This window comes from Streptomyces kryoterrae (assembly GCF_054072135.1).
The window spans coordinates 9,658,318-9,672,343 of record NZ_CM133358.1 but is presented as its reverse complement, the minus strand read 5'-3'; the positions used below and the strand labels follow the sequence as shown (position 1 = coordinate 9,672,343).

At 70.3% G+C, this 14,026-nt stretch carries 12 protein-coding genes and 2 pseudogenes; 5 read left to right on the top strand and 9 right to left on the bottom strand.

All coding sequences use genetic code 11. The features are described 5' to 3' along the window. Nucleotides 1-6: 6 nt before the first annotated feature. Nucleotides 7-1,113, bottom strand: coding sequence for a LacI family DNA-binding transcriptional regulator (locus tag ACW4TU_RS43335; RefSeq protein WP_457422764.1), 1,107 nt, complete (start codon nucleotides 1,111-1,113; stop codon nucleotides 7-9). A 348-nt stretch (nucleotides 1,114-1,461) separates the two neighbouring features. Here ACW4TU_RS43335 and ACW4TU_RS43330 point away from each other — a divergent pair, with 348 nt between their 5' ends. Beyond that, nucleotides 1,462-2,808 (top strand): jacalin-like lectin, encoded by a 1,347-nt coding sequence (locus tag ACW4TU_RS43330; protein ID WP_457422762.1) that lies wholly within the window; start codon nucleotides 1,462-1,464, stop codon nucleotides 2,806-2,808. 77 nt (nucleotides 2,809-2,885) lie between these two features. Here the strand turns inward: ACW4TU_RS43330 and ACW4TU_RS43325 are convergent. The 3 genes and pseudogenes from ACW4TU_RS43325 to ACW4TU_RS43315 form a co-directional block, all read right to left on the bottom strand. Continuing rightward, nucleotides 2,886-3,293: pseudogene (locus tag ACW4TU_RS43325) on the bottom strand (helix-turn-helix domain-containing protein); the annotation flags it as partial. 150 nt (nucleotides 3,294-3,443) lie between these two features. Then, a pseudogene (locus ACW4TU_RS43320) lies at nucleotides 3,444-3,653 on the bottom strand (nitrilotriacetate monooxygenase); the annotation flags it as partial. Next, complete coding sequence (locus ACW4TU_RS43315) at nucleotides 3,590-4,345, bottom strand: isopenicillin N synthase family dioxygenase (RefSeq protein ID WP_457422760.1); 756 nt, start codon at nucleotides 4,343-4,345, stop codon at nucleotides 3,590-3,592. The pseudogene ACW4TU_RS43320 and the gene ACW4TU_RS43315, both read right to left, overlap by 64 nt. A gap of 623 nt (nucleotides 4,346-4,968) precedes the next feature. Here ACW4TU_RS43315 and ACW4TU_RS43310 point away from each other — a divergent pair. Beyond that, entirely contained in the window at nucleotides 4,969-6,330 is a 1,362-nt protein-coding gene (locus ACW4TU_RS43310) for a bifunctional o-acetylhomoserine/o-acetylserine sulfhydrylase (protein ID WP_457422758.1), read from the top strand. Beyond that, on the top strand, nucleotides 6,327-7,436 hold the full coding sequence (gene metX / locus ACW4TU_RS43305) for a homoserine O-acetyltransferase MetX (protein WP_457430597.1): 1,110 nt from the start codon (nucleotides 6,327-6,329) through the stop codon (nucleotides 7,434-7,436). The genes ACW4TU_RS43310 and metX overlap by 4 nt, the downstream gene beginning before the upstream one ends. Before the next feature lie 23 nt (nucleotides 7,437-7,459). On the opposite strand, the gene ACW4TU_RS43300 is transcribed toward metX, so the two are convergent. Beyond that, the gene (locus ACW4TU_RS43300) at nucleotides 7,460-7,543 is read right to left on the bottom strand and encodes a putative leader peptide (RefSeq protein WP_354775551.1); all 84 of its coding nucleotides are present in this window, start codon (nucleotides 7,541-7,543) and stop codon (nucleotides 7,460-7,462) included. A 165-nt stretch (nucleotides 7,544-7,708) separates the two neighbouring features. Here ACW4TU_RS43300 and ACW4TU_RS43295 point away from each other — a divergent pair, with 165 nt between their 5' ends. Both ACW4TU_RS43295 and ACW4TU_RS43290 read left to right on the top strand, forming a co-directional pair. Then, nucleotides 7,709-8,683 (top strand): MDR/zinc-dependent alcohol dehydrogenase-like family protein, encoded by a 975-nt coding sequence (locus tag ACW4TU_RS43295; protein ID WP_457422756.1) that lies wholly within the window; start codon nucleotides 7,709-7,711, stop codon nucleotides 8,681-8,683. 51 nt (nucleotides 8,684-8,734) lie between these two features. Beyond that, nucleotides 8,735-9,106 carry a MerR family transcriptional regulator gene (locus ACW4TU_RS43290; protein ID WP_457422754.1) on the top strand — a complete coding sequence of 124 codons (372 nt, stop codon included), beginning with the start codon at nucleotides 8,735-8,737 and terminating at the stop codon, nucleotides 9,104-9,106. 13 nt (nucleotides 9,107-9,119) lie between these two features. On the opposite strand, the gene ACW4TU_RS43285 is transcribed toward ACW4TU_RS43290, so the two are convergent. Genes ACW4TU_RS43285 through ACW4TU_RS43270 form a run of 4 tightly spaced genes read right to left on the bottom strand, consistent with a single transcriptional unit; the run spans nucleotide 9,120 to nucleotide 13,988 of the window. Then, nucleotides 9,120-10,247 carry an LLM class flavin-dependent oxidoreductase gene (locus tag ACW4TU_RS43285; RefSeq protein WP_457422752.1) on the bottom strand — a complete coding sequence of 376 codons (1,128 nt, stop codon included), beginning with the start codon at nucleotides 10,245-10,247 and terminating at the stop codon, nucleotides 9,120-9,122. Between the two features lie 14 nt (nucleotides 10,248-10,261). Further along, nucleotides 10,262-11,365, bottom strand: coding sequence for an LLM class flavin-dependent oxidoreductase (locus ACW4TU_RS43280; RefSeq protein ID WP_457422750.1), 1,104 nt, complete (start codon nucleotides 11,363-11,365; stop codon nucleotides 10,262-10,264). After that, nucleotides 11,362-12,735 carry an NtaA/DmoA family FMN-dependent monooxygenase gene (locus tag ACW4TU_RS43275; protein ID WP_457422748.1) on the bottom strand — a complete coding sequence of 458 codons (1,374 nt, stop codon included), beginning with the start codon at nucleotides 12,733-12,735 and terminating at the stop codon, nucleotides 11,362-11,364. The genes ACW4TU_RS43280 and ACW4TU_RS43275 overlap by 4 nt, the downstream gene beginning before the upstream one ends. Before the next feature lie 20 nt (nucleotides 12,736-12,755). Further along, on the bottom strand, nucleotides 12,756-13,988 hold the full coding sequence (locus tag ACW4TU_RS43270; RefSeq protein ID WP_457422746.1) for an LLM class flavin-dependent oxidoreductase: 1,233 nt from the start codon (nucleotides 13,986-13,988) through the stop codon (nucleotides 12,756-12,758). Nucleotides 13,989-14,026 lie beyond the last annotated feature (38 nt).

Below are 14,026 nucleotides of genomic sequence, written 5' to 3'. Positions count from 1 at the left end.
GTCCGCTCAGCTCTTCGGTGGGGCCGTGCTCTCGCGGATGGTGAGGGTGGTGGCGATCTCCACGCCCGCCTGGGGCACGTCCTCACCGCGGCCCAGTGCCAGTGCCAGTTCCGTGGCGGCCACCGCCATCTCGGCCAGGGGCTGGTGAACGGTGGTCAGAGGCGGGTCCACCCAGGCGACAGCCGGTACGTCGTCGAAGCCCACCGCGCTCAGGTCCTGCGGGATGCTCAGCCCGATCTCACGCGCGGCCTTGTAGACGCCCATGGCCTGCATGTCGTTGGCGGTGAAGACGGCAGTGGGACGCTCAAGCCGGGAGAGCAGATCGCGTGCCGCCGTGTAGCCGTCCTCGCGGGTGAGGAGGGTCTTGACCACCAGATCCGGATCCATCGGCAGGCCGGCTTCCGTGAGTGCGGAGGTGTAGCCGGCCAGCCGCGCGAGACAGAAAGGATGATCAGGTCCGCTGATCATGGCGATGCGCCGGTGCCCCAGCCCGACGAGGTGGCGGGTCGCGGCGTGGCCGCCCCTCCAGTTGGTGGCTCCCACGAACGGTACGTCGTCGGGGAGCTCTCCGTTCGGGTCGAAGACGACGAACGGGATGCCCTTCGCCTTCAGTTGGGCCCGTTCCACCTCCGAAAGCTGCGCCACCGACAGGACGCACTGCGGACGGCGTTCCAGGGTGTCGTCGATGGTCCTCGCCGGAGTGTCCTGGAGACCGAACTCCGGCACCAGGACACCGACCCTGTTCCTCCGGGCCACCCGTTCGACACCGCGGATGATCTCCACGGCCCACATGCTCTCCATCTCGCGGAAAACCAGCTCGACGAGTCTGCTGCGGTTCTTCGGCGGCTTGCGGTAGCCGTACCGGTGGATCAGCTCCTCGATGCGGGCCCGCGTCTCCTCCGACACCCCGGACCGGCCGTTGAGCACCTTCGACACGGTGGGCACCGAGACGCCGGCGGACTCGGCGATGTACGCGATGGTGACCACCGCTGGTCCTTCACCGCTCGTGCGCTGCTCTTCTGTGCGGCCCGTGTCGCCCGTGGATGGTGTCTCTGATCGGCTGTCCGGCACGGTGGTCGGTCCCCATCCCCTAGCCTCACTTTCGCACAACATACTTTCCGGGTCGGTCAACAACGATACTTTCGCGCAGCGAAGGAGTCGCATGTCTCCGCTGGGCGGTGACTGGACCTTCAGGTTGTCGCCCAGGGGCGGTGGAACCAGCGCCGCCGATGCTTCTCTCCCGCTCATGAACTCCGCCGGAACCCTGAGCCAAATGGTCACCAATCCTGCGACCGTCCGGCAGCTTTTTGAGGGTCACCCCCGCCGTTGACACCGCTGCCGAGGCTCCTGGCCCAGACCACTCGGTCAAGTTTCGATCTCCCCCGCCCCAGCCCGCGACAGAAGCGCGTTACCGGCGGTAGGTTCCGGCTGCCACTCCCCACTTCACAGGAGTTCCGCTTCATGCGCCGTCTTCTCACCTGCCTCACGGCCGCGGCCGTCACCTGCGGCGGGTTCGCCGCGACCGCGTCCCCAGCAGCGGCAGCGGACCCGGCCTCCGGGTCCTTCAGCACCCTCACCTACAACGTCGCGGGCCTGCCCTCGATACTCTCCAGCGCGTCCACACCGCGCGACACCAGCACCACGGCCATCGGCCGGCGCATCGCGCCGTACGACATCGTGCACGTCGAGGAGGACTTCAACTACCACGCCTACCTCTACGCCGCGGACACGGCGCACGCCTACCGCACACCCACCAGCGGTGGCGCCGCCATCGGCAGCGGCCTCAACACCCTGTCCGAACTCCCCTACGACGAGGACGACTTCGAGCGGGTGCACTGGAACTCCTGTCAGTGGGATTCCGGTGACTGCCTGACGCCCAAGGGGTTCACCTTCATGCGTGAGCGCCTCGCCGAGGGCGTCTACGTCGACTTCTACAACCTGCACACCAACGCCGGCACCAACGACGGCGACGAGGCCTCACGCGCCGACAACCTCAGCCAGCTGACCGCCTTCATCAAGACCCACTCCGTCGGCAACGCGGTCGTGGTCATGGGTGACACCAACACCCGGTACACCCGCTCCGCGGACACCATCGCCGAGTTCGGTGCCGCCAACGGGCTGACCGACGCCTGGGTCCAGCTGATCCGCGGCGGCATCCCGCCCACCAAGGGCGCCGACGCCCTGGTCTGCGACCAGACCGGAACCACTGTCCCCAACACCTGCGAGATCGTCGACAAGGTCCTGTACCGGGGCAGCAGACTCGTCTCGCTCAACGCCACGTCCTACAACAACGAGCACGCCAAGTTCCTCACGGACGCCGGGCTGATGCTTTCCGACCACGACCCGGTCTCGGTCGGCTTCACCTGGGCGCGCAACGCCGCCTTCCAGCTCAGCGACCAGTTCGGCGGCCCGCACGGCGACTACTACAACGACATCGACGCCGTACCGGCGGGCGCCCGCCCCGTCAGCCTCACGCTGCGCAGCGGCTCCCGCGTCGACAGCGTCGCCCTGACCCTCGACAACGGCCGGACCCTGACCCACGGCGGCACCGGTGGCACGGCGTCGTCGCTGACGCTGGGCAGCGGCGAATACGTCACCTCCGCCCAGCTGTGCCAGGCGGAGAAGGACGGCCACACCCGGATCTTCTACGCCAAGTTCGCCACGAACCTCGGCCGCACCCTGGCCGGCGGCAGCACCACGTCCGACTGTGTGACGCGCACCGCGCCGTCGGGATGGCAGCTCGCCGGGTTCCACGGGCGCTCCGGTGACGAGATCGACAAGCTCGGCTTCATCTACACGAAGCGCTGACCCGCGCCACTGCACCGAACATGCGGCGGCGGCCTCAGGGCCGTCGCCGCATTCGCGACATCCCCTACGAGCCCGCCTCACCCGGCATCGACACGGTCACCGTCGGACGGGCGCGGGCCGGCCGACCGGCGGGTCACCGGACGGCGTCCTCCTCGCCGGTGGCTCTGACGCGCGTGACGGAAAGCGCCCGGGGTGACTCCGGTGCGGCAGGTGAAGAACCTGCCGAAGGTGGCGGCTTCGCGGAAGCAGAGACGGCGGGCGACGGTCGCGACCGGTTCGTCGGTGTGGGCGAGCAACCGCCGGGCCTCCAGGGCGACACGGCCGTCGATGACGTGCTTGACGGGTTGGCCGGTGGCGGCCGTGCAGGCGCGCGTGAAGGTCTTGACGGTGTGGCCGAGGTGGTCGGCGTGGTCGGCGGCGCGTCGGGTGGTGGCGTAGGAGCGTTCCCGCTCGGCGCGGAAACGGGCGTAGACCTCGCCGCCCGCGAGGAGCAACACCGGCCAGGGGACGCCGTGGCGGTCCACGGCTCCACCGTCCACGTCACCGGCGCCGCCTGCCTCATCACCACCGACTCCGACCTCCTCACCGCGCACCTCGACCGCTGATCCCGTCGACGCCTCGCGCTGTCTCGGCTCTCACCCGAGCCGTGCCGGCCGTGGCAGGCCGAGGTGCTCTCGCAGGGTGGTGCCCGTGTAGTGGGTGCGGAAGAGGCCCCGGCGGCGCAGCTCGGGGACGACCAGCTCGGCGAAGTCGGACAGGGTGCCGGGCAGATACGGGAAGGTCACGTTGAAACCGTCGGCGGCGCGGCCGTGGAACCATTCCTCGATGTGGTCGGCGATCTGCTGGGTACGGCATCGATCCAGCCGCCGCCGTCGCGCTGGACCTGGAGCCCGCCGACGTCGTCCTGCTGAAGCAGGGCGAGACAGCCGTAGTCCTTGTGTGCGCCCACGCCCTGGTCGGCGTCGGCGGCGGGGCGCGGCGGATAGTGCACGATCTTCACGTGCACGGCCGCCTCGTCGTCGAACCACTGGTCGAAGTAGCCCTCGTCCTGGCCGAGCGCGGCTGCCAGCGCCCGCAGCACCTCCCGGCTCACCCGCAGTGCCTCCGCCTGCCAGCGCAGCACGACGTCGCGCAACTCCGGTAGTGCGGACGGCCATTGGTTGGGCCCGACGAGACGGAGGTAGTCGGGATCACCGGCGCCGACGTCCACGACCGCGCGCTCCGGACCGATGTCGATCTGCTCGCGCCAGTCGGCGCTGCCGGCCGTGTACTCGGTGCCGGTGCGCGTACACCCGCGGAACTGGTGTGAGTTGAGGTTCTCGATCTCCAGCCGCTGTTCTTCCGGAAGAGCGAAGAAGGCACGGGCCGCACGCAGGACATCGTCCCGCACGGACACGGGAACGCCGTGTCCGATGACGTAGAAGAACCCCACTTCGTGGGCGGCGACACGGAGTTCGGCCAGGAAGGCGTCGCGGTCGGTGCCGGGATCACGGAGCCGGGAGATGTCTATGAGGGGAAGGGCGGTGGGCTGTGCCATAGGTGTCCTTCGCGGCGGCAGCGGACCCATACGCGGCGGCGCGCGTGGCAACAGCCGTACGGGAACGGCCGTTTGACGACAGAGCGGAGGAGGTGCGCCGGGAGCGGGTCGGAGAAAAACGGGGGAAGCCGAGGGAAAAGGGGAGGGGCGAGATCGCGAACCGTCAGACGGCGGTCAACGACATATCTCGTCGAACTGGTCGGCGCGGCGGCTCACCCAGAACGGGTCGAGCAGCACCGTGTGTGCCTGGCCAGTGGTCTCCATGGGCGGATCAAAGCACACGCTCGCGGGTGCGGCCAACAACTGTCCCGACGGGTGAGACGGCCACCGGGTCGGCCCGACACCTGCCCGGACACCCGAAGTCCGGCCTCCCTCGAAGTGCTGGTGCGGCGTCACCATGTGTGGTTGTCTGAGCCCATGACCGTGCTTGTGACCCGCCGCCACGTTGACTACGTGCGTGTCACCACCACGAGTTGTTCGGCCCTGAGCTGACCTCGCGCTCCGGCACCTGATCCCCCCTCTTCACCCGCGCACCGCGCTGCCCCCGCCCTGTCGTCTTCCGGCGCGGGCAGCCGTCGCGCGGCTTCTTCACGCATCCCGCACGCCCCGCACAAGGGAGAACCATGAGCCAGCCGATCGACGCCGTCACCGCCGGCCACACCCCCGAGGACGAGCCAGCCCGCCCCGACACCTCGGCCTGGTCGTTCGAGACCAAGCAGATCCACGCCGGTGCCGCGCCGGACCCGACGACCGGGGCAAGGGCGACGCCGATCTACCAGACGACGTCGTTCGTCTTCCGCGACACCCAGCACGCCGCCGACCTGTTCTCACTCGCCGAGCCGGGCAACATCTACACCCGTATCCACAACCCGACGCAGGACGTCTTCGAGCAGCGGATCGCCGCGCTGGAAGGCGGCGTCGCCGCGGTGGCCCTGGCCTCCGGGCAGGCCGCGGAGACCCTCACCATCCTGACGCTGGCGAGCGCGGGCGACCACATCGTGTCCAGCACATCCCTGTACGGCGGCACGTACAACCTGTTCCGCCACACCCTGCCCAAGTTCGGCATCGAGGTGTCCTTCGTCGACGACCCGGACGACTTCGAGGCCTGGCGAGCGGCGATCCGGCCCAACACGAAGGCCCTGTTCGCCGAGACCCTCGGCAACCCGCGCGGCAACGTGCTCGACGTACGGGCTGTCGCCGACGTCGCGCACGAGGCGGGCGTCCCGCTGATCGTGGACAACACCGTGCCGACCCCGTATCTGCTGCGGCCCCTCGAACACGGCGCCGACATCGTCGTTCACTCCGCGACCAAGTTCCTCGGCGGCCACGGCACCACCATCGCCGGTGTCGTCGTCGACGGCGGCACCTTCGACTTCGGCGCGCACGCCGAGCGCTTCCCCGACTTCACCGAGCCGGACCCCAGCTATCACGGACTGCGGTACTGGCCCGCGCTCGGCCCGGGCGCCTTCGCCATCAAGCTCCGCGTCCAGCTGCTCCGCGACATCGGCCCCGCGCTCTCCCCGCACTCGGCGTTCCTGCTGCTGCAGGGCGTGGAGACGCTCAGCCTGCGCATCGAACGGCACTCCGCCAACGCCCAAGCCCTCGCCGAGTGGTTGGAGCAGCGCGACGAGGTCGCCGCCGTCCACTACCCGGGTCTGGAGTCCAACCGGTGGTATGAGGCGGGGCAGCGCTATCTGCCGCGCGGCGCCGGCGCGATCCTGGCCTTCGAGCTGCGGGACGGGGTCGAGGCCGGCAAGCGGTTCGTCGACGCCGTCGAGCTGTTCAGCCATCTCGCCAACATCGGCGACGTACGCAGCCTCATCATCCACCCGGCCTCCACCACCCACAGCCAGCTGGACGAGGCTCAGTTGGCGGCCGCCGGCACCTCGCCCGGCCTGGTCCGGCTGTCGGTCGGCATCGAGAACCTCGCCGATCTGAAGGCGGATCTGGAGTCCGGCTTCCGGGCGGCGAAGGGCGCGTCCTGAACACCGTACCGACGACCTCCGAGGTCCCCCTCCCGCCGGCCTCCGGGGCCTGGCGGGAGGGGGATCCGCCGGGCCGCCGCCAATGGCATGTGCGGGAGAAGCCGCTGCCGTTGGAGGCGGGAGGTGAACTGCCCGGCGCACGGCTGTCGTTCGAGACCTGGGGGCGGCTCGCACCCGACCGCTCCAACGCCGTACTGGTACTCCACGCGCTCACCGGTGACAGCCATGTCTCCGGACCGGCCGGACCCGGACACCCCACCCCTGGCTGGTGGGACGGGCTCATCGGGCCCGGGCTGGCACTGGACACGGACCGCTGGTTCGTCGTCGCCCCGAACGTGCTGGGCGGCTGCCAGGGCAGTACCGGCCCGTCCTCGACGCGTCCCGACGGACGCCACTGGGGCGGTACCTTCCCCGTACTCACCCAACGCGACCAGGTGGCAGCCGAGTTGGGCCTTGCCGACGCGCTCGGCATCGACCACTGGGCCCTGGTGGTCGGCGGCTCCATGGGCGGGATGCGTGCCGTGGAGTGGGCCGTGTCGTACCCGGAACGCACGAGCGCGCTCCTCCTGCTGGCCACCACGGCGGCGGCGAGCGCGGAGCAGATCGCCTGGGCCGGCATCCAGCTCCACGCCATCCGCAGCGACCCTAACTGGCGCGGCGGCGACTACCACGACACGGGCCACGGCCCGCATGCCGGGCTCGGCCTGGCGCGCCGTCTCGCCCATGTCACCTACCGCAGCGAGCCGGAGTTGCAGGTCCGCTTCGGCCGCACGCCCCAGGGTGCGGAGGACCCCTGGAACGGCGGCCGGTACCAGGTCCAGTCCTACCTCGACCACCACGCCGCCAAGCTGGTGCGCCGCTTCGACGCGGGCAGCTATGTCGTGCTGGCCGACGCCATGAACACACATGACATCGGCCGCGGTCGCGGCGGTACACGCGCGGCGCTGCGCCGCGTGACCGCCAGGACGCTGGTCGCCGGAGTGAGCTCGGACCGGCTGTATCCCCTCGCCCAGCAGGCCGAGTTGGCTGCCGGGATCACCACAGCGGAGTACCCCCGGGTGATCGAATCCCCCTACGGCAACTGGCCTGCCTCAAAAGGCGGTTGACGCGGACGTCAGGAAGCGCGCGATCAGCCGGTCGTCCGACACAGCGCGGCGGCGACGCGGACGAGGTCCACGGCGCGGCGGCGGGTCAGGGGCTCCGACAACGGCATGGCGGGATGCAAACACGTAGGGCCGGTGGTGTCAACGGAGCGTTCGCGCTACTTGCCCCTGACGCGCACGTCAGGGGTTAGCGTCTGCGCGCCGACGGCCGGACCGGTCCCCACTGTCACGTCACAGCCCGCGCTCACCCTCGAATCCATTCAGGAGCCCCCGACATGGCAACAGTCCTGCCCTCCACGACCCGCGAGATCCTGCTGGCCGACAACCCCGCTGGGCTCCCAGGGCCTGAGCACTTCACGATGGCGCGGAAGCCGGTGCCGGTCCCCGGTCCGGGGCAAGTCGTCGTCCGCAACCGGTACTTCCTCGTGTTTCCCGGGCTGCGCACGCTGATCGGCGGTCAGGCCGACGGCGTACCGCTGCCACGCGTCCACGTCGGCGACACGCTGTTCGGGCCCGCTGTCGGAGAGGTCGTCGCCGCCCCGCCCGGGGGTCCGTTGCGCCCGGGAGACACGGTCATGCATCTGCTCGGGTGGCGCGAGCACGCACTCCTGGCGGCAGCCGACTGCACTCCGCTGGGCGATGTCCTGCCCGACCCGGTGGCCCACCTGTCGTCCGGGTCGGCCGCCTACGGAGCACTGACCCGGCTCGCTCAAGTCCGCCCCGGCGACACCGTGTTCGTCACGGGCGCGGCAGGAGCCGTGGGAACACTCGCGGGCCCCGTCGCACGTCTGCTGGGCGCCTCTGTGGTCATCGGGAGCACCCGTTCACCGGCCAAGGCGGAGCGACTGCGGGCCGAACTGGGCTACGACGCGGTAGTGGTGCCGGGGTCCTGGTCGATCGACGAGCAGTTGGCCGCGGCTGTGCGCGCCGCGCGGCGGGGGGCCCGTTTCGCCCTGGTCGGCGCGCTGGCAGGCCAGTTGTCGCCGGACGGGGACGGTGGCAGCGCGTCTGCGGAGATCGACACCTTCCGGCTCGTCAACCAGGGCGTCTCACTGTGCGGCTACAGCGGCCAGGACCATCCCGAGGCGGTCGCGGAGTGGACCAAGCCCTTCGGGGAGTGGCTGCGCTCCGGTGAGATCACTTTCCCGCATGTACGGATCCCGGGCATGGATCAGGCACCGCGGGCGTTGCAGGAACTGTTCGAGGGGCGGCACTTCGGAACCGTCGTCGTGGAGTTGCCGCCGACGTGACGCGCCGTCGCGCCCGGTCACGACGACGGAGACTGAGGTGCGGGGGCAGGAATGCGGATCGGGGATGCGGCGGCAGCGGCGGGGACCACCCCACGGGCACTGCGGTTCTACGAGGAGCGCGGCCTGCTGCCATCACCGCGGCGCACCGCCACCGGGCAACGCGAGTACGGGCCGGACGAGGTCGCCCGGGTCCGCGTCATCCGTGAACTGCTGGCGCTCGGGCTCACCGTCGCGGATCTGCGCGGTTTCGCCGACCGGCTCGGCCTGCTGGTCGACAATCCGCAACGCCGGTGCGGGTACCCCGACTCCGACGTTCCCGGCGCCGGGGTGGTCGACCGCAGGATCGCGGCCCTCGACGCCGAGATCGACCGCCTGACCCGGCTGTGCGCCGGCCTGGCACAGCGCACACACCGGCAGTCGTGACGCCGCCGGCGCCTCACCTCTTGCGCCACTCCTCGGCCAGCAACTCGTAGGACCGCACCCGGTCCGCGTGGCCGTGGGTGATCGTGGTGATCAGCAACTCGTCGGCGCCGGTGGCCTCTCGGAGCTGTTCCAGTTGGTCGGCGACCCGGCCCGGGGAACCGACGAACCGGGTGTCCAGTCGATCCTGGACCAGGGCCCGGTCCCCGTCGGACCATACGTGGGCGCGCGCCTCGTCGGGCGTCGGAAACTGGATCGCACCCTCGGCGGTACGGATGCTGCGGACCCAGAGGCCGTAGCCGGTGGCGAGTTCGCGGGCGGTCTCGTCGTCCTCGGCGACCACGACGTCCGCGGACACGCTGACGTACGGCTTGTCCAGGACGTCGGAGGACTGGAACGCGGCCCGGTAGCCCTCCGCGGCCTCCAGCACCGAAGCCGGACTGACGTGGTAGTTCGCCGCGAACCGCAGACCGTTGCGGCCCGCGACCTCGGCGCTCTCGCCGCCGCTGCTGCCCAGGATCCAGATCTCGACGTCGGCACCCTCGCCCGGCACGACATGGGCCTCGACGCCGTCCGCCGAGCGGTACGTGCCCGCCAGCAGCGCCAGGATGTCGCCGATCTGCTCGCCGTAGTCCTGCGACTCGGCTTTCGGCAGCAGGAGCAGCTTGCGCTGCAGCGCGATACGCGGTGAGCCGAGCAGATGCTCGAAGGAGAACCGGGGCGGGATGCGCAGGCCGTTGGGGGCACGGCCGTCGACCACCTCGGTCGCGTTCGGAACCGGGGTGGCGGGCCCGCCGGGCGGGCGTCCGCCGGAGCGGCCGAGGCCCAGATCCAGACGCCCGGGGTGCAGTGCGTCGATCAGGCCGAACTCCTCGACCGTGGACAGGGCTGTGCGGTGACCCAGCTGTACGGCACCGGAGCCGAGCCGGATGGTCGAGGTCGCGGACGCGGTCAGGGCGAGGACGACCGCGGGCGAGGTGCCGGCGACGCCCGGGTTGAGGTGGTGCTCGGCGTACCAGTAACGGGCGTACCCGAAGCTCTCGGCCTGCCGGGCCAGGTCGATGGAGTTGCGCAGCGCCTCGGTGGCGGTGGAACCGGACGAGATCGGGACCAGGTCGAGGACGCCGAGGGGGATGTCGGACATGGGTGGAGGACTCCTCAGTGGTCGGCTCGGTGATCGGCGGACACGGGGCTGGGCGCAGGCTCGGCGAGGACCGGGCCCCAGTCGAACGGCGGGTCGGGGATCTCGCGGCGCAGTACCGGCGCGATGTCCGACTGGAAGAGTTCGAGGGAGTCCCGGTGCTGACGGTCCGTCAATCCCCCTGCGTCCGCGTGCAGATGCAGCACGGTGTGCCCGAACTGTTCGTGGTAGCGGTGCACCTTCTCGATGATCTGCTGGGGGCTGCCGATCAGCGCCGAGCTGCGCTCCACGAAGTCTTCCAGGGTCGAGAACACCGGCTCCAGGCCCAGCCGTTTCTGGAACTCCAGGTTCCCCTCGAACACGGGCCGGTAGGCGTCGATCGCCTCCTGGGAGGTGCGGGCCGTGTACAGGCCCGCCGTCCCCGCGCCGACCGCGATGTCGGCCGGATCGTGGCCGTAGTGCTCCCAGCGCTCACGGTAGTAACGGATCAACTCGGCATACGGCTCTATGGGGTTGGTGACGTTGGCGGAGAAGAGCGGGTCGCCGTAGCGGGCTGCGAGGTCGACCGACTCCTTGCTCGTCGCGCTGCCGTGCCACACCCGGATCGGCTGCTGGAGAGGACGCGGCCACACTTCCGCGTCCTTGAGTTCCGGGCGGAAGCGGGTCGAGGCGGTCACCTTGTCCTGGCGCCAGATCTTGCGGAACACCTCGTAGCTCTCGGCGTTGCGCTCCCACTGGTCGTCGGGAGTGACCTGGAACAGGTCCCGCTGGGCGGCCCCGTTGCCCTTGCCGATGATGAGCTCGAGGCGTCCGCCGGAGAGATGGTCGAGGGTCGCGTAGTCCTCGTACGCCCGCACCGGGTCGAGGAGGCTGAGCGTGGTGACGGCGGTGAAAAGCCTGATCCGGGAGGTGAGGGCGGCGATATGACTGAGGACGACGGGTGGCGAGGAGGAGATGAAGGGCCGCTCGTGCCGCTCCCCCACGCCGAAGCCGTCGAAGCCCAACTCCTCGGCGAGGAGCGCGTTGTCGAGCACCTCGCGGAAGCGGTCCTGAGTGGACTTCCGCACGCCGGTCACCGGGTGCGGGGCGTGCACGATCAGTGTGATGGACAGGAACTTCATGACGCCGCACGCTTGTTGCGCACCTCGTCGGGGTGGGCGAGGCCGAGGTGGTCGCGGAGGGTGGTGCCTTCGTACTCGGTGCGGAAGACGCCGCGTTCCTGGAGGAGCGGGACGACGGTGTCGGCGAAGGTGTCGAGGCCGGTCGGGGTGATGTGCGGGACCAGGATGTAGCCGTCGCCGGCGTCGGCCTGGACGAAGTCGTTGATGGTGGCGGCGACCGTCTCCGGGGAGCCGACGAAGTTCTGGCGGTTGCCGGTCTCGATGACGAGGTCGCGGATGGACCAGTTGTTGGCCTGTGCCTTCTCGCGCCATTCGCGGGCGGTGGCCAGGGGATCGCGGTACATCCTCACCTGGGCCCGGCCGCGGGCGATGGTGTGTTCGCCGAGGTCGGGGTCGATGTCGGGGAGGGGGCCGTCGGGGTCGTAGGCGGACAGGTCCCGGTTCCAGACGAACTCCAGGTGCTTGATCGCGGTGGCCCCGCTGACCTGCTGGCGGCGCACTACGCGGGCGAGTTCCTCCGCCTCGGCGTCCGTGTCGCCCAGCACGAAGCTCGCGGCGGGCAGGATCTTGAGCTCGTCCGGGCGGCGGCCGTACTTGGCGAGGCGGTTCTTGACGTCGGTGTAAAACTCCTGGCCCTCGGTGAGGGTGGCGTAGCGGCTGAAGATGGCGTCGGCGGTGGAGGCGGCGAACTCGCGGCCCTCGTCGGAGTCGCCGGCCTGGAAGATGACCGGGCGGCCCTGCGGGGAGCGGGGCACGTTGAACTGGCCCTCGATGTCGAAGTGCTGCCCCTGGTGCACGAACGCACCCGCCTTCGCGTCCCGCAGGAAGGTGCCACTCGACTGGTCGGCGAGGATCTCCTCGCCGTGCCAGGAGTCGAAGAGCTCGCCCGCGGTCTGCAGGAACTCCTTCGCCCGTGCGTAGCGCTCCTGCTGGGGCAGGAAGCCGCCGCGGCGGAAGTTCTCGCCGGTGAAGGCGTCCCAGGAGGTGACCACGTTCCAGGCGGCGCGGCCGTCGGAGAGATGGTCGAGGCTGGCGAACTGGCGGGCCACCTCGTAGGGCTCGTTGAACGTGGAGTTGATCGTCCCGGTCAGACCCAACCGGTCGGTGACGGCCGCGAGCGCGGTCAGGACGGTGAAGGTGTCGGGCCGTCCCACGACGTCCAGGTCATAGATTCTGCCGCCCTGTTCACGCAGCCGCAGGCCTTCGGCGAGGAAGAGGAAGTCGAACTTCGCGCGTTCGGCCGTCTGCGCGAAGTGGGCGAAGGAGCTGAACTCGATGTGGCTGCCGGCCTGCGGGTCGCTCCACACGGTGGTGTTGTTGACACCGGGGAAATGCGCGGCCAGATGGATCTGCTTCAGCGGCTTGCTCATGGTCGTACGGTCCTTCCAGTTCAGGCGCTGACAGCAGCGGAAGCAGTGGCCGTGGTCGCGTAGCGGTTGGCGGGGCGGGAAAGCCCCAGCAGTCCGCGCAGGGTGTCGGCCTCGTAGGCCTGGCGGAACAGGCCACGGCGCTGGAGTTCGGGAACCAGGCCCTGGGTGATCGCCGGGAGGTCGTGCCCGGCGACGGCCGGCCGCAGCCGGAACCCGGACAGCCCCGCCGACGCCAACTCCTCCAGCAGATCCGCGAGTTGCGCGGGCGTACCGGCAAAGATCCGGGCATCACTCGTGTACGCGTATCCGGCGAGGCCGTCCAGGCGTTCCCGGCGGGATGTCGCGGCGGCCTCGGTGTCGTCGAGGAAGACGACCAAGTCCCCGAAGATGTGCAGGAGTTCACCGGCGCGGCCGGCCGCCGACTGCTCGGTGCGGATCTCCTCGACGATCGCCCGGGCCTGGCCGGCGTCGTGCGGGGTGACGTAGCCGACGTCGGCCGAGCGGGCCACCAGCCGGTAGGGAACCGTCGCGTGGGCCAGAGCCGTGACGACCGGCTGGCCCTGCGGCGGGCGAGGCGTGATCGAGGGACCCTTGACGCTGAAGTGCGGGCTCTCGAAGTCGACGTAGTGCAGCTTGTCCCGGTCGATGAAACGGCCGGTGGCGGTGTCACGGATCTCCGCGTCGTCCTCCCAGCTGTCCCAGAGCCGACGCACCACCTCCACATAGTCGACAGCCTCGTCGAAGAGGGCCGCGACCAGTTCCTGCACGGCGGGCGTGTTGTAGTCCTCCAGGCGGAACGGCGGGAAGGCACGGCGGCCGAAGTGCGCGGCCTCGTTCTGGCGGGCGGTGATCTGCACGCGCAGACCCGCACGGCCGGTGCTCACATAGTCGAGGGTGGCGATCGCCTTCGAAAGGTGGAACGGCTCCGTATGGGTGGCCACGACCGTCGGGACGATGCCGATGTGCCGGGTCAGCGGGGCCACCCGCGCCGCGATCAGGACGGCGTCCAGACGGCCCCGGACCTGGTCGGTGCGGCCGTCCGGCTCGGTGAGGTGCGAGGACTGGAGACCGAGACCGTCCTCGACGGTCACGAAGTCGAGCAGCCCCCGCTCGGCCTCCGCGACCAGATCGGCCCAGTACCGGGCAGTGAACAGCTCACGCGGCCGGGCCACGGGCTCACGCCAGGCGGCCGGATGCCAGCCGGCACCGTCCAGGGCGACAGCGAGATGCAGAGGAGAGGATGACAAGGACACGAGAGTGACGCCTTCCTGATCGACCGTACGAAAGGACG